Genomic DNA, 21,541 nt, shown 5'->3' with positions numbered 1-21,541 from the left:
ACGGCACCACGCCAGCTGACCAGGTCAAACTCGTACACCACTCCCGTGGACGCAACCCCCGCACGCTCGGGGGTCCTCGCACGATCTCGGCGCATCCGCTCTCGGGGCTGCCCGCACGGTCTCGAGGGTTTCTAAGGAGTGGGGTTGCGAGTGTGCGGGCGGTCGAGGGGTTGGTGGGCTCACTCCAAAGGTGATTGTGAAGGCTGTGCTGGGGCTTGTCGGAGACCAGGTCCTCCGGCCAGGGGCAGGCAGGTGCTCTGGCCAGGGGCGGGCAGGTGCTCTGGCCAGGGGCGGGCAGGTGCTCTGGCCAGGGGCGGGCAGGTGTTCCGGTCAAGAGTGGGCAGGCGGGGGTAGGCGGGTCTTCCGGTCAGGAGTGGGCGGGGGCAGGTTTTTCAGGCAGGGGTGTGCAAATTCTTCCGGTTAGCGGCAGAGGTTCAGGGCTTTTGCGAGGGCCTGGAGGCGTTGAGGGCTGGCCAGGCCGGCGTGGTACAGGTGGAACTCTGTGGCTCCGGCCTTGCTGTACGTCCTGAGCTGGTCGGCCAGCACTTCCGCGTCGGCGGGGCGGGGTGGGAGGGCGAGGACGTAGGCGCCCACTCGCTGGGACGCGGTGGCGAGCTCGCCGAGGCGGGTCAGGCGGGCGGCGTCCGTGGCAGGGTCGCCCCAGCAATTGCCCACCAGGACGTCGACGTCCGGCTCACCCGCGGGGAGGGGAGCGAAGGCGCCGGTGGCCCACGGGTCGGGGTTGGCGTGCAGGGTGATGGGAACGTTCGGGGCGGTTCGCTTGGCCACGCTGATCAGGCGTTGGCGGAGGGTTGTGGTGAGAGCTGTGCGGATCTCCCGTACCTCGTCTGCCAGGTCGCCCAAAGCCTGGTCGACGGTCATCGGGCCGGTTGAGGGCTGCACGGCGGGCGTGGAGCCTGCCGAGTTTGCGGTGGTGTGGTCCTTCGCGGAGCTGGTGGTGATGCCGCTCGTGACAGGCGTTGCGGTGGTGCCCCTCGTGACGGATGTTGCGGTGGTGCGGTCTGGTGCGGAGCCCGTGGTGCTGTTGTCCGTTGCGGAGCCTGGCATGGTGCCGTCCGTTGCCGGGCCTGGCGTGGTGCCGTCTGCCGCGGGGCCTGGCGTGGTGTTGTCCGTTGCGGGGGCTGGGGTGGTGCGGTCTATGGCGTTGCGGATGACGGACCTTGCCGGCTGGGGTAGCGGGGGGCGCAGTTCGTGCAGAAGCAGAGGGAAAGGAGGTCCGTGTCGGTGGGGGTCCAGTCGGCGCCGGAGGTCTTCTCGTGCACGCTCGTGTGGCCGAAGCCCATCGGGCCGCAGGCCTCCAGGATGAGGCCGTCCGGCTCGCCCAGGTTCAGGATCTCGCTGACCAGGTTTTCGCAGTACTCGATGACGTCCTCGTGCGACGGGCACAGCGCGTACGGGTACGCGTCGCCGAAGGCGTTGCGCACGACCAGGTCGGGGTGGGCGGCGCCGAGGTGGGAGTTATGGGTGAGGACGGTCCAGGCGTGCACCTGGAGGCCCACGGCCTTGAGTGCGTCCCTGGCCTGCAGGTAGGCGTCGGCAGGAGTCCAGGTGGGGGCGGCGGGCACCAGCCGGGACCAGGACGACGGGCGGATCGGGAGGTAGAAGGCCGGATACGGCACGTCCAGCACGCGATGTGCCGGGTGGTACGGCGTGGCCGCCCGCGTCGAGTGGTAGCTGGCCGCCAGCGCGACCGCCTCGACGCCCAGGTCGGCCAGGCGGCGCGGGGCCGACGGGTCACCGACCACGTCCCAGGGGTACAGGTAGGCGACGTTCACCACAGGGCTCTCCTTGCCGGAAGTGTCATAGCTGCTGGTCTTTTGGGTGTTGGTCTTCGTGGTCGTGGGTGGGTTCCCTCGACTCCGATGGTGGTTTCTGGCGGTCGGGGTTGCTGTGCGATTCGGCTTGTGGCTCGTTGGGGTGGGCGGTGGTGTTTCGGATCGGTCAGGGGTGGCCGGTGGTTTTTCCGGTCCGTCCGGTGATGGGCGGTGGTGCTTCGGTTCGGTCGGTGTTGGGCGGTGGTGTTTTGGCTCGGCTGGTGGTGGCCGGTGGTGTTTTGGTTCGGTCGGTGGTGGCCGGTGGTGTTTTGGCTCGGCTGGTGGTGGCCGGTGGTGTTTTGGCTCGGTCGGTGGTGGGTGGGGGAGTTTCGGCTCGGCTGTGGTTCGGTCGGTGGTGGGTGGTGGTGTTTCTGCCCTGTGGGCGGGGGCCTCTCCTTACTGAGCAGTCCCCTGTGGGGGTGGGTGCGTGGTGTCCGTGTTCTGAGGGGGTCCTACCTTCCCAGCCTGAGGTGGGTGGGGTTACCAGCGGGGGCGCTTGGCGGTGAAGGACGGGTCGAAGCGTCGCATATACGACGTGTCGTCCCGCTTCCTGATCCCGCACTTCTCGTACTGCTCGTTCATCACCGCCAGCGCGTCCCTGTCGAGTTCCACGCCGAGACCCGGGGCGGTGGGAACGGGGACGGCGCCGTTCTCGAAGCGCAGGGCGCCGGGCGCGACCACGTCCTGGCCGTCCTGCCAGGGGGTGTGCGTGTCGCAGGCGAACGTGAGGTTCGGCGTGGCGGCGGCCAGGTGCGTCATGGCGGCCAGGCTGATGCCGAGGTGGGAGTTGGAGTGCATCGACATGGACAGGCCGAAGGCGTCGCACATGGCGGCCACGTGCGAGGAGCGTACGAGACCACCCCAGTAGTGGTGGTCCAGGAGGAGGACGCCGATGGAGCGGGCGGCCATGGCGGGCGGGAAGTGTTCGGGGGCGACCACGCACATGTTGGTGGCGAGCGGCATGGGGACGGCGGCGGCGACCTCGCCCATGCCCTCGATGCCCGGCGTCGGGTCCTCCAGGTACTGGAGCGCGCCGTCGAGTTCGCGGCCCACGCGGATCGAGGTCTGCACCGTCCAGGCGGCGTTCGGGTCGAGGCGGAGCGGTACGCCGGGGAACGCCTCGTGCAGCGCCCTGATCGCGGAGATCTCCTGGTCGGGCGGGTAGACGCCGCCCTTGAGCTTGATGGACTGGAAGCCGTACTCGTCGATGAGCAGCTTCGCCTGCCGTACGATGCCCGCTTCGTCCAGGGCGGCGCCGAAGCGGTCCGGCTCCTCGCCCGGGTGGCCGGCCCACTTGTAGAAGAGGTACGCGCTGTACGGGACGGCGTCCCTGACCCGGCCGCCCAGCAGATCGCTCACCGGAACGCCGGCCGCCTTGCCGCGGATGTCGAGGCAGGCCACCTCGAAGGGGGAGAAGACGCGGTCGACCGTCTTCTCCTTCGTGGTCGCGCCGGCCGGCTTTCGTTCGTGGCGCCCTCGGCTGACGTCGTCTCCTTCGTGGCGTCGCCGGTCGGTTTTCTCCTCGCCGCCGCATCGGTCTGCTCGTCGGACGGGCCGCCTCCATGGGCGGCCGGCGGTGCGCCGATGGTGGCGGCGACTCTGGCGTACATCTCGTTGAGCGCGTGGACGTCGAGCCCGACCAGAGCGTTCGCGCAGTCGCGTACCTTGGCGAGATGCCGCAGGTCACCGTACGTTTCGCCCAACCCGCTCAGGCCTTCGTCGGTGACGACCTCGACAATGGTACGGAGAGCCCACGGCTCGTGGACTCCGGCGGCGTTGAGGAGGGGCGGATCCCTGAAGGCGACGGGAGTTACATGGATCTGCCGAATGATCATTCGCTCGCCGTCCATATATGTGAACGATGGCCAGATTTGTGGACAAGTTGCCGCAACTGTAAGAATCAGGCTGAAGAAGTGTCAAGACTCCGAAGGGCCTTTCGATGATCTACGGACACGACCCCAGGACCGGCGAAACCGTGGGTGCCGCCCTGCCCGAGACCGACAGCGCCGGTGTCGACAGGATCGTTTCCGCTGCGGCCGCTGCCGGAGCGGCGTGGCGGGCGACTCCGGCCGCCGAGCGTGCCGTCGCGCTTGAAGCCGTCGCCGACGCGCTCTCCGCTCACGTTGACGAGCTGTGGCGGCTCGCCGACCAGGAGACCGCGCTCGGCGAGGGACGCCTGCGCGGCGAGGTCGCGCGTGCGGCAGGCCAGTTCAGGCTCTTCGCGGAGGTCATCAGGGACGGCGGCTACCTTGAGGCGATCATCGATCACGCCGACCCCTCGCTGACGCCGCCCCGGCCCGACGTGCGCCGGGTGAAGCAGGCGTTGCCGGGTGTGGTCGCGGTGTTCGCGGCGAGCAACTTCCCGTTCGCGTTCTCGGTGGCCGGTGGCGACACCGCCTCGGCGCTCGCGGCCGGTTGCGCCGTGGTCGTGAAGGCGCACCCCGGGCACCCCAACACCTCCGAGCGGGTCGCGAAGATCGTGCGCGAGGCACTGCCCAACCCCGACCTGCTCGGTCTGGTGCAGGGCATGCAGGCGGGCGTCGACCTGGTCAAGCACCCCAGCGTGGTAGCGGCCGGGTTCACCGGGTCGGTGGCCGGAGGCAAGGCCATCCAGAAGCTGATCGACGAGCGGGAGACGCCCATCCCGTTCTACGGCGAGCTGGGCAGCGTCAACCCCGTGGTCGTGCTGCCGTCGGCGCCGGCCAAGGAAGTGGCGACCGGGTTCGCCGCGTCCCTGACGCTCGGAGTCGGACAGTTCTGCACGAACCCCGGCCTGCTGTTCGTGCCCGAGGGCGACGAGCTGCGCAAGGCGATCGTCGAGGCCGTCGAGGGTACGACCGGCGGGCCCATGCTGGCCGAGCGCATCCGCGACAACTACCTGGGCGGCGTCGAGCGGCTGAGCCAGCTGCAGCTCCTGGCCGAGGGCAAGCCGGGGGAGGGGAGCTGGGCGGTCACGCCCAAGGTGTTCACCACCGACCTCGACACGTTCGCGGCCAAGCTGCCCGCCATCGGCGAGGAGTGCTTCGGCCCGGCGTCCATCGTGGTCACCTACCGCGACGTCGCCGACCTGCGGCCGGTGCTGGAGCGGCTCGACGGGTCGCTGACGGCGAGCGTGCACAGCACGGAGCCGCAGGAGGCCGCCGAGGTGGTCGAGGTCCTGGGCAGGAAGGCCGGGCGGCTCATCTGGAACGGCTGGCCGACCGGCGTCGCCGTCTGCTGGGCCATGCACCACGGCGGGCCCTGGCCGGCCGCCACCACGACCACCACGTCCGTCGGTGCGACCGCGATCGAGCGGTGGGTCGCGCCGACCGCGTACCAGGACTGGCCGGAGGAGCTGCTGCCCGACGAGCTCAAGGACGCCAACCCGCTGTCCATCCCGCGCCGGGTGGACGGCCGGCTCCAGGTGAGCTGACGTAGACAGGAGGGCTCGCCGAACGGGGATGAGGGTGCGTGGTCGCACCTCGACCCGGCTCGGCGGGCCTTTCGTCGTTTCCAGGCGTCGCCGGAGGGTGCTTTGTAGGCGTCGCCGGACGGCCGGACGGTGGGCAACGCGCGCCGCGAAGCGAGCGGCTACCGGTCAGCGGTCGGCCGGTGTGCGGGGGCGGGGGCCAACGAAGGGCGTGCGGGGTCAGGTGCCGGCTGAAGGGCGTGCGGGGTCAGGTGCCGGCGAAGGGCGTGTGGGGTCAGGCGGGCGGTGAAGGGTGTGCGGGGTCAGGCGTGCGGTGAAGGGTGTGCGGGGTCAGGCGGGCGGTGAAGGGGGTGTCGGGGGTCAGGTGGTGGTGAGCTTCGGGCCGGTAACAAGGCCGGTGACGAGGTAGGGCGGCATGAGCAGCAGGCCGTCGGCGCCCGCGGGGGGCGGCGGCGCGGGCCAGGGAACGCGCGGTGCGCAGCAGGCCGTCGGCTCCGGCGAAGACGGGGACGCGTCCCGCGGTGGCGGTGGCGACGACCCGCTGGTGCTCGCCGGAGTGAGGGCGCCGGTGCCGCAGGCGGCGAACACTCCTCCGGCTCCGGCGGCGACGCCGTCGGCCACGTGGCGGGCGAGTACGGATTCGGCGAGCCCGCCGTCGGGGCCGAACGGGGTCACGGGGAGGACGAGTACGCCGTCTGACCGCATCGACGGTCCTTCCCTGGGCTAGCGGATGCCCTCCCTGCGCAGGGTGGCAGCCAGCTTGCGGGTGTGTTTGATGATCGCTTCGGTGATCTGCTCGACCTCGGAGCGGGGCAGCCCTGCGGGCATGGAGCAGCTGATGGCGTCGGTGGCCGGGATGCGGTAGTCGACCGCGACGGCCACGCAGGCGACGCCGGGGGTGCCCTGCTCGCGCTCGTAGGCCCAGCCGCGGGTGCGGACCTGGTCGAGCTCGTCGGTGAGCTTGGTCAGGTCGGTGATGGTGTGCTCGGTGAGCGCGACCAGCGGCGAGGGGAGCAGGGCGACGACCTCGTCGTCGGTGAGCTGGGCCAGCAGCACCTGGCCGAGTGCGGTGACGTGGGCGGGCAGCCGGCGCCCGACGCGGGGGATGACGTGGTCGGCCTCGCGGGACTCGCGGGTGGCGAGGTAGAGGACGTGGGCGCCGTCACGCCGCGCGAAGTGCACGGTCTGCCCGATCTCGTCACGCAGGTCCTCCAGGCAGTCCTGGGCGAACGGCAGCGCGGGGTCCTTATCGAGGTAGGCGGTGCCGGTCAGCAGCGCGTGGGGCCCGATTCCGAAGGCGGATCTGGCGGAGTCGGTCTCCACCCAGTTGAGCTCGACGAGCGTGCGCATGAGAGCGTGCAGGCTGCTGCGCGGGAACCCGGTGCGCTGCTGCAGCTCCGAAAGCGTCAGGTGGTCGTGCGACTCGGCGAGCGTCTCCAGGATGCGTACGGTCCGCTCCGCGGACTTGACCAGCGGGGGCTGCTCCATGCTCATCCCATCTCGTATCCTTCGGCGGCTTCGAACATCCAGGATATTGGATGACGTCCAGATACATGGATGCCTAACCCTTGACCGCGCCGCTGGTGAGACCGCGCATGAACTGCCGCTGGAAGGCGAGGAACGCGATGATCGACGGCAGCAGCGCCAGCAACGACGCCGCGAGCAGCACGCCGATGCCGACCTCCTCGTCCGAGCGGAGTGAGCGTAGCGCGATGGGCAGGGTCCACATGTCCGACTCCGGCGCCACGATGAGCGGGAGCAGGTATTGGTCCCAGATCATGGTGAACCCGAACACGCCGATCACCCCGAGCGCCGGGCGGCACAGCGGCACGATGATCGTCGCGAAGATGCGCAGCTCGCCGGCCCCGTCGATGCGCGCGGCCTCCTCCAGCTCCACCGGCACCTCCTTCATGAACTCGGTCATGACGAGGATGGAGAAGCCCCAGGCGCCGACGGGCAGGATCATCCCGGCGTAGGTGCCGATGAGGTTGACGTTCAGCAGCGGCATGTCGGCCAGGACGAGCGAGAGCGGGATCGCGATGATCTCCTCGGGGAGCATCATCGTGGTCAGCATGAGCAGCATCACGAACGTCATGCCGCGGAACTTCTTGCGCGCCAGCGAGTACGCCGCGAAGACGCTCACCAGCATCTGCAGCAGCAGCCCGAAGCCGACGACGATGAAGGAGTTCAGCAGGTAGAGGTAGACGTTCTTGTCCTTGGCCTGGATGAAGTTCTCCAGCGTGAACTCGTCCGGCCACAGGGAGAAGGAGGTGGGGTCGAGGGTCTTGCTGAACGCGCTCATCAGCAGCCCGACCAGCGGCCCGGTGAACACGATCACCATGGCGCCGTAGATGATGACCTTGGCCAGGCGGGCTAGCGGCCCCCGCCGGGCCTCCAGCCCCAGCGCGCTGTCGAACGTCATGATGCGGCCTGCCTTCTGCGCAGCATCTGCACGATCAGGGTGAGCACCAGCGTGGCGACGAACAGCACGATCCCGCCCGCCGAGGCGACGCCCAGCTCGTTCTTCTGGAAGCCGAGCTTGTAGATCAACGTCATCAGCACCTCCGACGAGCCGTTCGGGCCGCCGTTGGTGAGCACGTACACCTCGACGAAGACCCGCAGCCCGCGGATGGCGGCGAGGGTGAACAGGATCCAGAACACCGGCCGCAGCGCCGGCAGCGTGATGTGGCGCAGCCGCCGCCAGGTGGAGGCGCCGTCCACGGCGGCCGCCTCGTACAGTGCGCGGTCCACGCCGACCAGCCCGGCCAGGAAGATCATCATGTCGTACGGGGTCCCGCGCCAGATGCTCATCAGCATGATCGACCACAGCGAGGAGTTCTCGCTGGCCAGCCAGGGCTGGGGGTCGATGCCGGCCCAGCCGATGATGGTGTTGAGCATGCCGCTGTCGGCGGGGTGGAACATGATGCGCCAGACCTCGGCCACGGCCGCCATCGTGGTGACGACCGGCAGGAAGGCCGCGGTCCTGACGAACCACAGGTAGCGGGCGGGCCCCTCGATGAGCAGCGCCAGGCACAGGCCGAGCACGATGGAGCCGATCGTGGTGCCGAGCGCCAGCACCACGCTGTGCCAGATGGCCGAGGCGAACTCGTCGTCGGTGACGATGGTCTCGTAGTTCTTCAGGCCGACCCACTCGTCGCCGAGGAAGGTCTGCACCTTGAACAGGCTCTTCCACAGCCCCACGAACATGGGGATGAACTTGAAGTACAGGAAGAGCAGCAGCGCGGGCGCCAGGAACAGCCAGGCGATCAGCGGCCCTCGCCAGCGCACCGCTCGGGTGGGGCCGGCAGGGGACGCCGTCCGGCCGCGCGCCGGGGTGAGCGTGGAGGTCATGAGGCGTTCTGGCTCTGCAGTTCCTGGGTGAGCTTGGTGTTGAGCTCATCCATGGCCGTCTTGACGTCGGCCGAGCAGTCGGCCCACACGGCGTTCATGGCGTCCGCCGAGGTCTGGCGGATCGGCGCCCAGTTGGGCACCGGCGGGGCGTAGACCGCGTGCTCGTACGACTCCTGGAACACCTTCCAGCGCGGATCCTGACGCTCGGCGGACATGTCCACGGTGGTGTTCACCGGCAGGCGGACGATGGCGCCGTTGGCGTCCTTGTTCATGCCGATGCGCTGGCCTTCGGGGGAGATGGCGAACTCGGCGAACTTCTTCTGGCCCTCCGGGTTCTCGGAGCCGGCCATCATGTAGACGTTCTCGCCCTCGCCGAGCGTGCCGGGGCCGCCCGACGGGCCCTTCGGCACGGGCAGCACCTCGATCTTGTCGGAGCCGATGCTGTTGACGAACCGCGCCAGCACGTACGGGCCGACCAGGTAGATCCCGCCCTGCCCCTTCTCGAAGACCTCGTGGGTGACGGTCGTGTCGTTGCTGACGGCGCCGGGGTTGACGGTCTTGGTCTTGCAGAACTGGTCCTGCAGGTATTGCACGGCCTCGACGGTCTTGGGGTCGTTGACGGTGGCGGCGTACTTGCCGTTGCCCGTGGCGGTCACGAAGTCGCCGCCGTTGGCGTAGATGAGGGAGGAGGCGTACCAGGAGGCGTAGCCGCGCTTGGTGCCCGCGGGGGCGACGAAGCCGGAGGTGTCCTTCTCGCCGTTGCCGTCGGGGTCCCGCTCGGTGAAGGCGACGGCGAGTTTCGTCAGGTCGTCCCAGGTCGTGGGCGGTTCCAAGCCGACCTTCTCACGCCAGTCCTTACGTACGATCAAGGCGAACGACTGGGCGGAGAACGGCGCGGCGTAATACTTGCCGTCGCTGCCCATGGCGGCCTTCCACGCGGTTTCTGCGAGCTGGTCGGCGCCCGCGAGGCCGGCTTTGTCGACCGGCTGGATCCAGCCCTGTGACACCATGTTTCCGAGTTGCGCGGTGTCGTTGATCACGATGTCGGGAAGGCGGCGCTGCGCGGCCTGCTGATTCAGTTTGGTCTCGAAGTCATCGAAAAGCGCGACGACTTTCGTCGGCACCCCGCTGGCCTTGGTAAAAGCGTCGGCCAGCTTCTTGGCGGTCTTGGCGGAGTCGGAATCGGGCGGCTGCCTGATCCAGATCTCCAAAGTGTTGCCCGAACCTGACGAATCCCCGGAACCGCAGCCTGTCAGTCCTGCGGCGAGGGTCGCGGCCAGCGCGACCCCCAGCAAACGACGTGACATCAGACCGCCTCCTGTTCACATACGTGGACGCGAGTCGTGCACTTGAATGTTTGTCTGTGAACGTAACCGTGGCATGGCTCACGGTCAACATTCAAGGATGTGAATTTGCATCAGAATCGTGTACACCATGGAGTCATGCGCATTCTCATGACGGGAGCCGCGGGAAAGGTCGGGAAGCTGCTCCGGCCCCGGCTCGCCCGCGAAGGTCGTACGCTGCGGCTTTCCGATATTCATCCGGTGGAGCCGGGTCCCGGCGAAGAATGGGTGACGGCCGATCTCGCCGATCCCGGCGCCGTGGCCGAGGCCATGAAGGGCGTGGACGCGGTGCTGCACCTCGGCGGTCAGAGCAGGGAGCACCCCTGGGCCGACATCGTGCGTGCCAACATCGATGGTACGCAGGTGCTGCTGGAAGCGGCACGCGCGGAGGGCGTCCAGCACCTCGTCCTCATGGGCAGCCACCACGCCGCGGGCTTCCACACCCGCCCGAAGGACGGCGCGGACCTGCCCGACTACGCCTTCCCGCGCCCCGACACCTTCTACGGCGTGAGCAAGGTCGTCATGGAGGCGCTCGGCAGCCTCTATCACGACCGCTTCGGCATGCACATCACCGTCATCCGCCTCGGCACCTGCAACGAGGGCCCCGTCGACACCCGCGGCCTGGCGACCTGGATCTCTCCCGACGACCTGACCCGGCTCGTCAAGGCCGGCCTGACCGCCGAGGGCTACCACGTCGTCTGGGGCGTCTCCGACAGCCCGCGCCGCTGGTGGTCGCTTGAGGAGGCCAAGGCCATCGGGTACGTCTCGCGCGACTCCTCCGAGCAGTTCGCCCCCGCGCTCATCGCCGAGCAGGGCGAGCCCGACCTCAGCGACCCGGTGCACGACCGCGCCGGCGGTATCTTCACCCTCAACGAGCTCGGCGGGAAGTGGTGAACCCGGCGTGACAACGCGCCGCCCGTTGTAGCAACCGGTTGCACAAACCTTGACGCCGTTATCCGGCAAGGCCAGGGTTTACAGTGGCAACCGTTTGCAAGGGAGGACGGCGATGGCGGCGACGATCAAGGACGTGGCCCGTGCCTGCGGCGTACACGTGTCCACCGTGTCGCGCACCTTCTCCGCGCCGCACCTGGTCAACCCCGCCACCAGGAGCCGCGTGCTGGCGGCGGCCGACGACCTCGGCTACCGGCCCAACCGGGCGGCCAGGGCGCTCACCACCGGCCGCACGTTCAACATGGGCCTCATCGTGGCCGACATCGCCAACCCGTTCTTCCCGCCGCTCATCAAGGCCGCGCAGGCGCAGGCCAGAGGGCGCGACTACCACGTGTTCGTGGCCGACACCGACGAGGACCCGCGCGTGGAGGAGGAGCTGATCAGGACGTTCACCAAGCAGGTGGACGGCGTCCTGCTGTGCAGCCCCCGCCTGTCGAACAAGACGATCGAGCGCCTGGCCGAGGACGTGCCGTTCGTGGTGATCAACCGGCGCATCAAGGGCATGCCCGCCGTGCTCATGAACGTCGCCCAGGGCGCCAAGCTCGCGCTTGAGCACCTGGCCGGGCTCGGCCACCGCAGGATCGCGCTCGTCTCCGGCCCGATCGGCTCCTGGACCAGCAACGAGATGCAGGGCGTGGCCGCCGAGACCCCCGGGCTGGACCTGATCTTCTTCGGCCCCAACCAGCCGACCGAGGCGGGCGGGCTGTCCGTGGCACCCGAGGTGGCGGCCTGCGGCGCCACCGCCGTGCTGGCCTACAACGACCTCGTGGCGCTCGGCCTCATCGAGGGCCTGGCCGCGATGGAGATCGGGGTGCCGGACCAGATAAGCGTGATCGGATTCGACGACATCCTGCCCGGGCGGCTCAACCGCCCCAAGCTGACCACGGTCGCGATGCCGGCCGTGCAGGCGGGCAGAATGGCGGTCGATCTGCTCCTGCAGTCGGGGGGCGAGGGCGCGACGGTGACCCTCGACACCGCCCTCATTGTCCGCGAGTCCACGGGAAGGGCACAGAAATGATCTTCGGAACGCTGCCGTCTGGCCGGCAGGTCGAGCAGGTGGAGCTGTCGTCGGGGCGGCTGCGCGCCGAGGTGCTCACGTACGGCGCCATCGTGCGCACGCTGGAGGTCTCGGGCCGCAACGTCGTGCTCGGGCTCGACACGCTCGACGACTACCGCACCCGCAGCCGCTACTTCGGCGCCGTCGTCGGCCGTTACGGCAACCGCATCGCCGGCGGCCGCTTCACCCTCGACGGCACCGAATACCGGCTGCCCGTCAACAACGGCCCGAACAGCCTGCACGGAGGCACCGAGGGCTTCGACAGCAAGGTGTGGACGATCGCCGACCGCGGCGACGCGTCGGTGACGCTGACGCTCGTCAGCCCCGACGGCGACCAGGGTTACCCGGGCACGCTGACCGCGTCGGTGACGTACACGCTGGAGGACGACGCGCTGCGCATCGACTACACCGCCGAGACCGACGCGCCGACCGTGGTCAACCTGACCAACCACTCGTACTTCAACCTCAAGGGCGTGGGCGAGGGCGACATCCTCGACCACGTCATCCGCATGGAGGCCGACCACTACCTGCCGGTGGACGCCGACAAGATCCCCACGGGCGAGCTGGCGCCGGTCAAGGGCACGCCGTTCGACTTCACCGAGCCGCACACCGTGGGCGAGCGCTATGACGGCGCCTACGACCACTGCTTCGTGCTCAACGGCGGCATCACGGTCGCCGGCGGCGGCCTGACCATGGAGGTCACCACCACCGAGCCGGGCGTGCAGTTCTACGCGGGAAGCATGCTCGACGGGGTCGAGACGCCGTACGGGCCGTTCGCCGGGCTGTGCCTGGAGACCCAGCACTTCCCCGACTCGCCGAACCAGCCGCAGTTCCCCTCCACGGTGTTGCGGCCGGGCGAGCGCCGCACCTCCACCACCACTTACCGCTTCATCTAGCCCGCGTCGCGGGGCAGGGCGGCGGCGGCCCTGATCACCAGCAGGGCCACGTCGTCCTGCGACGGCTCGGGTGCGAACGTCTCGACGGCGTGCCGCACCCGCTCGGCCACGCCGTGCGCGCTCAGCCCCGTGCAGCCCGACAGCAGCGCGGCCAGGCCGTCGTCATCGTCGAGCAGCCGGTCGCCGTTGCGCCGCTCGGTCACCCCGTCGGTGACGCACAGCAGCACCTCCTCGGGCGCCAGCTCGAACGTCTCCACGTGGAAGCGGGCGCCCGCCTCGATGCCGAGCAGAAGCTGCGGGGTCGCCATCGCGCTGACCTCGCCGTCCGGCCGCAGCCGCAGCGGCGGCGGGTGACCGGCCGAGGCGATCGTGCACAGCGCGCCGCCCTGCGGCAGCGGCGTCAGCTCGCCGTACAGCAGGCTGAGGAACCTGCCCTCGTCGCCCTCCTCGAGCAGCGCGTTGTTGAGCCGGTCGAGGATGTCGGCCACCGTGTAGTGCTCCTTGGCGAGCAGGCGTACGGCGTGCCTGGCCAGCCCGGTCACCGCGGCCGCCTCGGGGCCGCTGCCGCACACGTCGCCCAGCGCGAAGCACCAGTGGTCGCCGACCGTGAACAGGTCGTAGAAGTCGCCGCCGACGTCGGCGCCCTCCTCGGCGGGCTCGTAGACCACCGCCGACTCCAGGCCGGGCACGGGTGCCACCCGCATCGGCAGCAGGCTGCGCTGCAGCACGCGCGAAGTGGTGGCCTGGCGGGCGTAGAGCATCGCGGTGTGCAGGTTGAGCGAGACCAGCCGGCACAGGTCCGACAGCAGGTCGGCCAGCTCCAGCGGCAGCGTCGGCTCGCTGCGGCCGATCACCAGCGTGCCGTACGACCTGCCCTGCGTGAGCAGCGGGAACGCCAGCACGTTCTCCTCGCCGATCGGCCAGGAGTCCTCATCCAGCGCCGTGCGGGGGATGGCGGGCAGCGACGCGCGCAGCTCGGCGTTGTTGCGCTCGTCGCTGTGCCAGACGTGCGCCAGCCTGGTCATCCCGGTCAGGTCGGTGAGATAGACGGCCGCCCACGTGGCGATCTTGGGCACCACGAGCTGCGCGGTCAGCGCCGCGATCAGCTCCTCGTCTTGCACGCCCGCCAGCAGCTCGCCCGCCTCGGCCAGGAACGACAGCCGCCCCCGATGCGCCCTGTCCTGCTCGGCCAGCCGGGCCCGCTGCACCGGGGCGGACACCTGGGCCGCGACGTGCTCAAGGCTCAGCGTCAGATCCCGGTCGAACCGGCCGGGCCCGGCCGCGGTCGCCACCAGGTAGCCGATCACCTCGTCGCCCGCCAGCAGCGGCGCGCACGCCATCGACCTGGCCTTGAGCCGGTCGGCCAGCTCGACGTCGCCGGCCAGCAGATCGTCCGACAGCACCGGCGTCCTGCGCTCGGGCCCGAACATCCCTGAGGGCAGCGCCCCGACCAGGCCCGCCGTCCCGCCCGCGCCCGCCGCCACCCCGAACCTGTCGCCGCCCTCGGCGGGCAGCAGCACGTACGCCGCGTCGCCGCCGCTCGACACGTGGACGATCCGCGCGACCGTCTCCAGCAGCTCGGCGAACGGCATGTCCCGGTCGAGCAGCTCCTTGATCCGCCGGCCCGCCTCACCGCGCATCGGCGCCGCGGGCGGCATCAGCACGGTGCGGTGCTCGGCGGGCACCACCATCCAGATCGACCTGCGCTCACCGGTGTGGCCGTGGGTGCGCAGCTGGGAGACGTAGACGGGGACGAGCCCGCCGTCGCGGTGGCGCATGCGCGCCTCGCCGCGCCACCGGCACAGCGCCAGCGTGTCGATCAGCGACAGCGCGTACGGCCCGTGGCCCTGCCAGGCCACTACATCCTTCAGCGACCGGCCCACCACGTCGTCGGCCCGCCAGCCGAGCAGCCGCTCCGCCTCGGAGTTCCAGGACTCCACCACGCCGTCGAGATCGGCCACCAGCACGCCCACGCGCAGCGTCTCCAGCGGCACCGCGGACGGCGCGCCCGGCGCCTGGGCGGCAGGCTCGTGCGGCTCGTAGCCGTCGCCGATCTCCATGCGCACCCAGACCCGCTTGGCGCGCTGGGTGTAGGTGACGCCCCACGCGTCGGCCAGCATGCCGGCCAGCGCCAGGCCGCGCCCGGAGGCCGCCTCGCCGGACGGCAGGCCCGCGGCGGGCGGGATCGCGCGGGCGGGATGGTGGTCGTCGACCTCGATCTCGAGCCTGGCCGGCGTCGCCCCCACGTCGAGCCGGCAGGTCAGCTCGACGCCGGTGCCCGCGTGCACCACGGCGTTGGTGACGAGCTCGCTGGTCAGCAGGATGGCGTCCTCGGTGAGATGGCTCAGGCGCCACTCGCCGAGCACCTGGCGGACGAACTTGCGCGCGTGCGCCGGTGCCTGCGGAGTGCCGTCGAAGGCCGTGCTCGACACTCTGGTCGTGTCCACTCTGCCGTCCTAGAACATCACTCGATGTGTCAGTTCGGTCACTCTCAGAGTGGCAGACTGATGCCGTTGATACCTCCGGTTGTGAAAAGGCCGCCATGATCGCCTTCGGGCAGGTGGGCGGTCACCTTTCGGGCGTCCGCGTGTCAGGACACCGGCGAGCCTACGCGCGTACCGGGGTGTCTCCGTCGTACCTTTGGCATCATGGCCACCCGTACGCCGAAAAGCGCATCGAAGGGGCCGGCGAAGCGGTCGACCTCGTCTCGCTCGACCCCCGCCAAGCGCGGGGCGACGCCGGCGGGACGGCCCAGGGCGAAGGGATCCGCGTCCGGCCGTAAACCCCCGGTGACCCACCCCGATCCGATCACGTGGGTGTTCACCATGCTCGGCAAGCTGGTCGTGGGCCTGTGGATGCTGTTCGCCAACGGCATCGGCAGCGCGGCGCGGGCGGTCGGCAAGAACGCCCGCGAGCTCGACCCGGCGCATCGGCGTGACGGCGTGGGGCTGACCGTGCTCGCGGGCGCGATCGTGCTCGCGGCCATGACCTGGCGCACCTCCGACGGCGCGGTGGCCGGGGCGGTCAACGCGGCCGTGCGCGGCATCTTCGGCTCGCTGGCCTGGGTGCTGCCGCTGCTGCTCGGCCTGCTGGCCTGGCGCTACCTGCGCCATCCCGACCAGAACGCCGACACCGGCCGCATGGTGATCGGCTGGGCCGCGCTGCTGGTCGGCGTGCTCGGCGTCATCCACGTCTCCAACGGCACCCCCTACCCGGCCGGCGAGGGCCAGGGCATGGACAAGGTGTCGGCGGCCGGCGGCATGATCGGGTTCCTGGTGTCTGCGCCGCCCATGAGCATCCTCCCCGCGTGGGTGACGATCCCGCTGCTGCTGCTCCTGTCCGGGTTCGGGGTGCTGGTGATCACCGCGACGCCCGTCCACCGCATCCCCGAACGGCTGGCCGAGCTCAAGCACCTGCTGTTCGAGCGGCAGGCGGAGCCGGCGACGCCGAAGCCGCAGCCCAAGAAGCGGGTCAGGACGAAGAAGCCGGACGACGGCGACGGCGGCGAGAGCGGCGACGGCATCAAGCCGTACGACACGCCGGTGCTGGCCGAGAAGGACAAGCGCACCGACCACTCGCCGGAGATCGTGCCCGGGTTGACCGGCGAGGAGGACAAGCCCGCTCCCGAGGCCGAGAGGCGTCCTGAGCCGCCGCTGCCCACGCCCGCGCCCCGCAAGGTGGAGCAGCTCGTGCTGTCGCCCCAGGCGGGCCCCTACGTCCTTCCCGACCTGTCCTACCTCAAGCCGGGCACCCCGCCGAAGCCGCAGACCAAGGCCAACACGCAGGTGGTCAACGCGCTGACCAGCGTGCTGGAGCAGTTCGGCATCGACGCGCAGGTCATCGGGTTCACCCGGGGCCCGACGGTGACGCGCTACGAGATCGAGCTGGGGCCCGCGGTCAAGGTGGAGAAGGTCACGGCGCTCACAAAGAACATCGCGTACGCCGTCAAGTCCGCCGACGTCCGGATTTTGTCGCCTATCCCCGGCAAGTCGGCCATCGGGGTCGAGATCCCGAACGCCGACAAGGACCTCGTGGCGCTCGGCGACGTGCTGCGCTCCCAGGTGGCGCAGGCCGACCACCACCCGATGATCGTCGGCCTGGGCAAAGACGTCGAGGGCCGCACCATCGTGGCGAACCTCGCCAAGATGCCCCACCTGCTCATCGCGGGTGCCACCGGCGCCGGTAAGTCCGTCTGCGTCAACGGCCTGATCACCAGCATCCTCATGCGCGCCACCCCCGACGAGGTGCGCATGGTGCTGGTCGACCCCAAGCGGGTCGAGCTCAGCGTGTACGAGGGCATCCCCCACCTCATCACCCCCATCATCACCAACCCGAAGAAGGCCGCCGAGGCCCTCGAATGGGTGGTGGGGGAGATGGACCGGCGCTACGACGACCTGGCGGCGTCGGGCTTCAGGCACGTGGACGAGTTCAATAAGGCCGTGCGTGCGGGCAAGCTGCAGCCGCCGCCCGGCAGCGAGCGCGTCTACCAGCCGTACCCGTACCTGCTGGTCATCGTGGACGAGCTGGCCGACCTGATGATGGTCGCGCCGCGCGACGTCGAGGACTCGATCGTGCGCATCACGCAGCTCGCCCGCGCGGCCGGCATCCACCTCGTGATCGCCACCCAGCGGCCGTCGGTCGACGTGGTCACCGGCCTGATCAAGGCCAACGTGCCGTCGCGGCTGGCGTTCGCGGTGTCCTCGCTGACCGACTCCCGGGTCATCCTCGACCAGCCGGGCGCCGACAAGCTGGTCGGCCAGGGTGACGCGCTCTTCCTGCCGATGGGCGCGAGCAAGCCGATCCGCATCCAGAACGCGTTCGTCTCCGAGAAGGAGATCTCCGAGGTCGTCAAGCACTGCAAGGAGCAGATGCAGGTCGAATACCGCGAGGACGTCACGGCGGCCCCCGTCAAGAAGGAGATCGACGAGGACATCGGCGACGACCTCGACCTGCTCATCCAGGCCGCCGAGCTGATCGTGACCACGCAGTTCGGCTCGACCTCGATGCTCCAGCGCAAGCTGCGGGTCGGCTTCGCCAAGGCCGGGCGCCTGATGGACCTGCTGGAGAGCCGCGGCGTGGTCGGCCCGAGCGAGGGCTCGAAGGCCCGCGAGGTGCTCCTGAAGCCCGACGACCTCCCCGGTTTGCTGGCAAGCCTGCGTGGCGAATGACCCCAATGCGTGCTTGCACGGCGATAACTGATTGAATATCTCCTACCACGAAGAGTAGTCGGTGTGGTGGGGGGCGTTCGCTGTGCAGGAGCAGAGCATCGGGGCCATGCTGGCGGCAGCCAGGCAGTCGGCAGGGCTGACGGTCGCGCAGGTCAGTGCGGCGACCAGGATTCGCGAGGCGATCATCCATGGCATGGAGCGGGACGAGTACGGCGACTGCGGAGGTGCCTTCTACGCCAGAGGGCACGTCAGGGCGTACGCCAAGGCCGTGGGGCTCGACCCCGAGGCCATCGTCCATCTCTATGACCAGCAGCACGGCGGGGCTCCGCAGCCCATGCCGGCGTCGTCGGTCTTCCAGGCCGACCGCAAGATCAACCTGCCGGAGCGGCGGGGGCCCAACTGGACGATGGCGCTCGGGTTCGCGCTGGCGATCGTGGTGGTCTTCGGCATGATGCGGGTGCTGGGAGGGGGCGGCGACCAGGTCCGTACGGGCGACATGCGCGCCGCGTCGGCCCGGCCGAGCGTCCCGCCCAACACCCCGCTCACCGAGACGCCGAGGCCGTCGCCGTCGAACGCGGCGGCCAAGAACGCCAAGAACATGGTCACGGTGCGTATCAAGGCCAAGCGGTCGTCGTACGTCAACGTGCACGACGCCGAGGGGCGCAAGCTCTTCGCCGGCACGCTCAAGGCGGGCAAGACCTCGACCTGGCGGGCGCCGAACAAGGTCAACGTGCTGCTGGCCGACGCAGGAGCGGTGACGCTGCACGTCAACGGCAAGAAGGTGAAGGGTCTCGGTGGCCGGGGAGAGGTCGTGCGGCGCTCGTTCGGGCCGCAGAAACCCCAGTCGAGATAGCCGTCACAGGGCCCTCTGGGGCGGCCGGCGGGGAGCCAGTGCATCGGGTGGTGGCCAACTCCCGATACCGTAGTGTTCACCATGTCATCCCGCCGAACCGCATCGCTGATCACTCTGGGCTGCGCACGCAACGAGGTCGACTCCGAGGAGCTGGCCGCGCGACTCGAGGCTGCCGGCTGGCAGCTCGACGACGACGACCCCGAGGTCGTCGTCGTCAACACGTGTGGCTTCATCGAGTCGGCCAAGAAAGACTCGATCGACACGCTCCTCGCCGCCGCCGACTCCGGCGCCAAGGTGGTCGCCGCGGGCTGCATGGCCGAGCGTTACGGCAACGAGCTGGCCGAGGCGCTGCCCGAGGCGAGCGCGGTCATCTCGTTCGACGACTATGCCGAGATCGGCGATCGGCTCGACGACGTGGTGGCGGGCCGGCCGCTCAAGCCGCATACGCCGCGTGACCGCCGCACGCTGCTGCCCATCACGCCGGTCGAGCGGGCCGCGGCCCCCAGGACCGCCATCCCCGGCCACGGCGAGCTGCCCGAGGGCCTGGCGCCGGCCAGCGGGCCGCGCGTGCTGCGCAAGCGGCTCGACGAGAGCCCGGTGGCCTCGCTCAAGCTGGCCTCCGGCTGCGACCGGCGCTGCACGTTCTGCGCCATCCCGGCCTTCCGCGGCTCCTACGTCTCGCGCCGGCCGGACGAGCTGCTGGCCGAGGCCGACTGGCTGGCCCACAGGGGCGTGCGCGAGCTCGTCCTGGTCAGCGAGAACTCCACGTCCTACGGCAAGGACCTGGGCGACCTCAGGTCGCTGGAGAAGCTGCTGCCGAAGCTCGCCGCCGTCGAAGGCATCGAGCGGGTGCGGGTCAGCTACCTCCAGCCGGCCGAGCTGCGTCCCGGCCTGATCGACGTGATCACCGGCACCGACGGCGTGGCCCCCTACTTCGACCTGTCCTTCCAGCACGCCAGCGGCACCGTCCTGCGCAGGATGCGCCGCTTCGGCGACCCCGAGCGCTTCCTCGGCCTGCTGGAGAGCATCCGCGAGCGCGCTCCCGAGGCGGGCGTGCGCTCCAACTTCATCGTGGGCTTCCCCGGCGAGACGGAGGAGGAGTTCGCCGACCTGGTGCGCTTCCTCGAGGAGGCCAGGCTCGACGTGATCGGCGTGTTCGGCTACTCCGACGAAGACGGCACCGAGGCGGCGAACCTGCCGGGCAAGCTCGACCAGGAGGTCATCGACGAGCGCGTGCGCGTGCTCACCGAGCTGGCCGAAGAGCTGACCGCCCAGCGCGCGGAGGAGCGCATCGGCACCGAGCTCGACGTGCTGATCGAGGAAGACCTGGGCGACGGCGGCTACGAAGGCAGGGCCGCGCACCAGGGGCCCGAGGTCGACGGCTCGGTCACCGTTCAGGGCATCGGCCTGGTCAGAGGGCAGATCGTCCGCGCGGTCGCGGTCGACGCCGAGGGCGTCGACCTGATCGCGCGCATCAAGGCCGGTCCATGAAAAGGGACGAGCGCCGGGTCGTCAGCCCGTGGAACATCGCCAACGTCCTCACGGTCCTCCGGTTGGCGCTCGTCCCCTTCTTTGTCGTCTGTCTCTTCATGCCTGGCACGGGCTGGCGGGTGGCCGCGCTGGCCGTCTTCGCGGTGGCCTCGATCACCGACCACCTCGACGGCGAGCTGGCCAGGCGCTACGGCCTCATCACCGACTTCGGCAAGATCGCCGACCCGATCGCCGACAAGGCGCTCACCGGAGCGGCGCTGATCTGCCTGTCGATCCTGCAGGAGCTGCCCTGGTGGGTCACGCTCGTCATCCTCGGCAGGGAGCTGGGCATCACCGCGCTCAGGTTCGTGCTGCTGCGGCATGCGGTCATCCCGGCCAGCTACGGCGGCAAGGTCAAGACCGTGCTGCAGATCGCGGCCATCGTGCTGTATCTGCTGCCGTTCGTGCCTGATCCCGTACGGTGGGCGGTGATGGGCGCGGCCGTGGTGGTCACCGTGGGCACGGGCATCGACTATGTCGTCCGGGCCGTCCGGCTGCGTAAAGTGGCCAAGCGGGCGCGTGAGGGGCAGTGAAACGATGGCGGATGCGGCCGAGATGCTCGACCTGCTGGTCGGCGCCGGCGCGACGATGGCGGTCGCCGAGTCGCTGACCGGTGGGCTCATCGGGGCGACGATCACCTCGGTGCCGGGGGCGTCGAAGGCGTTCCGCGGCGGGGTGCTCTCCTACGCCACCGACCTCAAGCACGAGCTGCTGGGCGTGCCCGCGGAGCTGCTGCGGCGTGAGGGCGCGGTGCACCCCGAGGTCGCCGGCGCCATGGCGGCCGGGGTGGCACGGCTGTGCGGGGCGACGTACGGGCTGGCCGTGACCGGGGTGGCCGGGCCGGAGCCGCAGGACGGCAAGCCCGTGGGCACCGTCTACGTCGCGGTCGCGGGGCCCGGCGGCCGGAAATGGACGCGGGAACTGAGACTGGAGGGGTCGCGCGAACGTATCAGGGTAGAGACGGTGGACGAGGCAGTCGATCTCCTGTCAGGTGTGGTGAAGGCGAACATAGGGGAACATTCCGGGTGATTACCGTGTTACGTCCCGAGCGAACATGCGATGTGCGGTCTGACGCGGTGTCGGTGGATACGGGTACGGTGGAGCTGTGAGTGAGGTCCGTGAGCCAACTGCAAGCACCGAGCGCCCGG

19 protein-coding genes are annotated in these 21,541 nt (G+C 70.0%); 9 read left to right on the top strand and 10 right to left on the bottom strand.

Annotation, left to right across the window (positions count from 1 at the left end; genetic code table 11):
• Positions 1-420: 420 nt before the first annotated feature.
• The 4 genes from WBK31_RS26590 to WBK31_RS26575 all read right to left on the bottom strand — a co-directional run bounded on the left by WBK31_RS26590 (position 421) and on the right by WBK31_RS26575 (position 3,685).
• Entirely contained in the window at positions 421-882 is a 462-nt protein-coding gene (locus WBK31_RS26590; RefSeq protein WP_406673356.1) for a hypothetical protein, read from the bottom strand.
• Positions 883-1,157: 275 nt separating this feature from the next.
• Positions 1,158-1,799: a hypothetical protein gene (locus WBK31_RS26585; RefSeq protein WP_406673355.1), complete on the bottom strand. Its 642-nt coding sequence runs from the start codon at positions 1,797-1,799 to the stop codon at positions 1,158-1,160.
• 516 nt (positions 1,800-2,315) lie between these two features.
• Entirely contained in the window at positions 2,316-3,194 is an 879-nt protein-coding gene (locus WBK31_RS26580; protein WP_378787024.1) for an enolase C-terminal domain-like protein, read from the bottom strand.
• Positions 3,191-3,685 carry a hypothetical protein gene (locus tag WBK31_RS26575; protein ID WP_406673354.1) on the bottom strand — a complete coding sequence of 165 codons (495 nt, stop codon included), beginning with the start codon at positions 3,683-3,685 and terminating at the stop codon, positions 3,191-3,193. Before WBK31_RS26575 ends, WBK31_RS26580 begins: the two co-directional genes overlap by 4 nt.
• A gap of 89 nt (positions 3,686-3,774) precedes the next feature.
• Between WBK31_RS26575 and WBK31_RS26570 the strand changes: the two genes are divergently transcribed.
• Positions 3,775-5,247, top strand: coding sequence for an aldehyde dehydrogenase (NADP(+)) (locus WBK31_RS26570; RefSeq protein ID WP_364057340.1), 1,473 nt, complete (start codon positions 3,775-3,777; stop codon positions 5,245-5,247).
• 357 nt (positions 5,248-5,604) lie between these two features.
• On the opposite strand, the gene WBK31_RS26565 is transcribed toward WBK31_RS26570, so the two are convergent.
• The 5 genes from WBK31_RS26565 to WBK31_RS26545 all read right to left on the bottom strand — a co-directional run bounded on the left by WBK31_RS26565 (position 5,605) and on the right by WBK31_RS26545 (position 9,902).
• Positions 5,605-5,949 (bottom strand): hypothetical protein, encoded by a 345-nt coding sequence (locus WBK31_RS26565; RefSeq protein ID WP_406673353.1) that lies wholly within the window; start codon positions 5,947-5,949, stop codon positions 5,605-5,607.
• 18 nt (positions 5,950-5,967) lie between these two features.
• A complete protein-coding gene (locus tag WBK31_RS26560; RefSeq protein WP_364057334.1) occupies positions 5,968-6,738 on the bottom strand; it encodes an IclR family transcriptional regulator in 771 nt (256 codons plus the stop codon).
• A 67-nt stretch (positions 6,739-6,805) separates the two neighbouring features.
• Positions 6,806-7,666: a carbohydrate ABC transporter permease gene (locus WBK31_RS26555; protein ID WP_364057331.1), complete on the bottom strand. Its 861-nt coding sequence runs from the start codon at positions 7,664-7,666 to the stop codon at positions 6,806-6,808.
• The gene (locus tag WBK31_RS26550; RefSeq protein ID WP_364057328.1) at positions 7,663-8,595 is read right to left on the bottom strand and encodes a sugar ABC transporter permease; all 933 of its coding nucleotides are present in this window, start codon (positions 8,593-8,595) and stop codon (positions 7,663-7,665) included. Before WBK31_RS26550 ends, WBK31_RS26555 begins: the two co-directional genes overlap by 4 nt.
• Positions 8,592-9,902 (bottom strand): sugar ABC transporter substrate-binding protein, encoded by a 1,311-nt coding sequence (locus WBK31_RS26545; RefSeq protein ID WP_364057325.1) that lies wholly within the window; start codon positions 9,900-9,902, stop codon positions 8,592-8,594. Before WBK31_RS26545 ends, WBK31_RS26550 begins: the two co-directional genes overlap by 4 nt.
• A gap of 135 nt (positions 9,903-10,037) precedes the next feature.
• On the opposite strand from WBK31_RS26545, the gene WBK31_RS26540 reads away from it, so the two are divergent.
• The 3 genes from WBK31_RS26540 to WBK31_RS26530 all read left to right on the top strand — a co-directional run bounded on the left by WBK31_RS26540 (position 10,038) and on the right by WBK31_RS26530 (position 12,842).
• Positions 10,038-10,832, top strand: coding sequence for an NAD-dependent epimerase/dehydratase family protein (locus WBK31_RS26540; RefSeq protein ID WP_378787026.1), 795 nt, complete (start codon positions 10,038-10,040; stop codon positions 10,830-10,832).
• Positions 10,833-10,944: 112 nt separating this feature from the next.
• On the top strand, positions 10,945-11,907 hold the full coding sequence (locus WBK31_RS26535; RefSeq protein ID WP_406673352.1) for a LacI family DNA-binding transcriptional regulator: 963 nt from the start codon (positions 10,945-10,947) through the stop codon (positions 11,905-11,907).
• On the top strand, positions 11,904-12,842 hold the full coding sequence (locus WBK31_RS26530) for an aldose epimerase family protein (protein WP_406673351.1): 939 nt from the start codon (positions 11,904-11,906) through the stop codon (positions 12,840-12,842). The genes WBK31_RS26535 and WBK31_RS26530 overlap by 4 nt, the downstream gene beginning before the upstream one ends.
• On the opposite strand, the gene WBK31_RS26525 is transcribed toward WBK31_RS26530, so the two are convergent.
• Entirely contained in the window at positions 12,839-15,289 is a 2,451-nt protein-coding gene (locus tag WBK31_RS26525; protein ID WP_364057313.1) for a SpoIIE family protein phosphatase, read from the bottom strand. The genes WBK31_RS26530 and WBK31_RS26525 overlap by 4 nt on opposite strands.
• Positions 15,290-15,490: 201 nt before the next feature.
• On the opposite strand from WBK31_RS26525, the gene WBK31_RS26520 reads away from it, so the two are divergent.
• The 5 genes from WBK31_RS26520 to WBK31_RS26500 all read left to right on the top strand — a co-directional run bounded on the left by WBK31_RS26520 (position 15,491) and on the right by WBK31_RS26500 (position 21,422).
• A complete protein-coding gene (locus tag WBK31_RS26520; protein ID WP_364057310.1) occupies positions 15,491-18,010 on the top strand; it encodes a DNA translocase FtsK 4TM domain-containing protein in 2,520 nt (839 codons plus the stop codon).
• A gap of 106 nt (positions 18,011-18,116) precedes the next feature.
• Positions 18,117-18,863 carry a RodZ domain-containing protein gene (locus WBK31_RS26515; protein ID WP_364057307.1) on the top strand — a complete coding sequence of 249 codons (747 nt, stop codon included), beginning with the start codon at positions 18,117-18,119 and terminating at the stop codon, positions 18,861-18,863.
• Between the two features lie 81 nt (positions 18,864-18,944).
• The gene (gene rimO, locus WBK31_RS26510) at positions 18,945-20,354 is read left to right on the top strand and encodes a 30S ribosomal protein S12 methylthiotransferase RimO (RefSeq protein ID WP_364057304.1); all 1,410 of its coding nucleotides are present in this window, start codon (positions 18,945-18,947) and stop codon (positions 20,352-20,354) included.
• Positions 20,351-20,926: a CDP-diacylglycerol--glycerol-3-phosphate 3-phosphatidyltransferase gene (gene pgsA, locus WBK31_RS26505; RefSeq protein WP_364057301.1), complete on the top strand. Its 576-nt coding sequence runs from the start codon at positions 20,351-20,353 to the stop codon at positions 20,924-20,926. The genes rimO and pgsA overlap by 4 nt, the downstream gene beginning before the upstream one ends.
• Positions 20,927-20,930: 4 nt before the next feature.
• Entirely contained in the window at positions 20,931-21,422 is a 492-nt protein-coding gene (locus tag WBK31_RS26500) for a nicotinamide-nucleotide amidohydrolase family protein (RefSeq protein ID WP_364057298.1), read from the top strand.
• Positions 21,423-21,541 lie beyond the last annotated feature (119 nt).

Origin of the sequence: Nonomuraea sp. N2-4H (assembly GCF_045291505.1) — a bacterium.
Lineage (GTDB): Bacteria > Actinomycetota > Actinomycetes > Streptosporangiales > Streptosporangiaceae > Nonomuraea > Nonomuraea fastidiosa.
The sequence above is the reverse complement of the archived record's forward strand: the minus strand, read 5'-3'. Positions and strand labels throughout refer to the sequence as shown.

What these genes read in the sequence shown, in the direction of transcription:
- WBK31_RS26535 (WP_406673352.1), top strand. Translation starts at nt 10,945, where the DNA reads ATGGCGGCGACGATCAAGGACGTGGCCCGTGCCTGCGGCGTACACGTG.
- pgsA (WP_364057301.1), top strand. Translation starts at nt 20,351, where the DNA reads ATGAAAAGGGACGAGCGCCGGGTCGTCAGCCCGTGGAACATCGCCAAC.
- WBK31_RS26565 (WP_406673353.1), bottom strand. Translation starts at nt 5,949, where the DNA reads ATGCGGTCAGACGGCGTACTCGTCCTCCCCGTGACCCCGTTCGGCCCC.
- WBK31_RS26555 (WP_364057331.1), bottom strand. Translation starts at nt 7,666, where the DNA reads ATGACGTTCGACAGCGCGCTGGGGCTGGAGGCCCGGCGGGGGCCGCTA.
- WBK31_RS26575 (WP_406673354.1), bottom strand. Translation starts at nt 3,685, where the DNA reads ATGGACGGCGAGCGAATGATCATTCGGCAGATCCATGTAACTCCCGTC.
- WBK31_RS26590 (WP_406673356.1), bottom strand. Translation starts at nt 882, where the DNA reads ATGACCGTCGACCAGGCTTTGGGCGACCTGGCAGACGAGGTACGGGAG.
- WBK31_RS26570 (WP_364057340.1), top strand. Translation starts at nt 3,775, where the DNA reads ATGATCTACGGACACGACCCCAGGACCGGCGAAACCGTGGGTGCCGCC.
- WBK31_RS26520 (WP_364057310.1), top strand. Translation starts at nt 15,491, where the DNA reads ATGGCCACCCGTACGCCGAAAAGCGCATCGAAGGGGCCGGCGAAGCGG.
- WBK31_RS26500 (WP_364057298.1), top strand. Translation starts at nt 20,931, where the DNA reads ATGGCGGATGCGGCCGAGATGCTCGACCTGCTGGTCGGCGCCGGCGCG.
- WBK31_RS26560 (WP_364057334.1), bottom strand. Translation starts at nt 6,738, where the DNA reads ATGAGCATGGAGCAGCCCCCGCTGGTCAAGTCCGCGGAGCGGACCGTA.
- WBK31_RS26545 (WP_364057325.1), bottom strand. Translation starts at nt 9,902, where the DNA reads ATGTCACGTCGTTTGCTGGGGGTCGCGCTGGCCGCGACCCTCGCCGCA.
- WBK31_RS26540 (WP_378787026.1), top strand. Translation starts at nt 10,038, where the DNA reads ATGCGCATTCTCATGACGGGAGCCGCGGGAAAGGTCGGGAAGCTGCTC.
- WBK31_RS26515 (WP_364057307.1), top strand. Translation starts at nt 18,117, where the DNA reads ATGCTGGCGGCAGCCAGGCAGTCGGCAGGGCTGACGGTCGCGCAGGTC.
- rimO (WP_364057304.1), top strand. Translation starts at nt 18,945, where the DNA reads ATGTCATCCCGCCGAACCGCATCGCTGATCACTCTGGGCTGCGCACGC.
- WBK31_RS26550 (WP_364057328.1), bottom strand. Translation starts at nt 8,595, where the DNA reads ATGACCTCCACGCTCACCCCGGCGCGCGGCCGGACGGCGTCCCCTGCC.
- WBK31_RS26530 (WP_406673351.1), top strand. Translation starts at nt 11,904, where the DNA reads ATGATCTTCGGAACGCTGCCGTCTGGCCGGCAGGTCGAGCAGGTGGAG.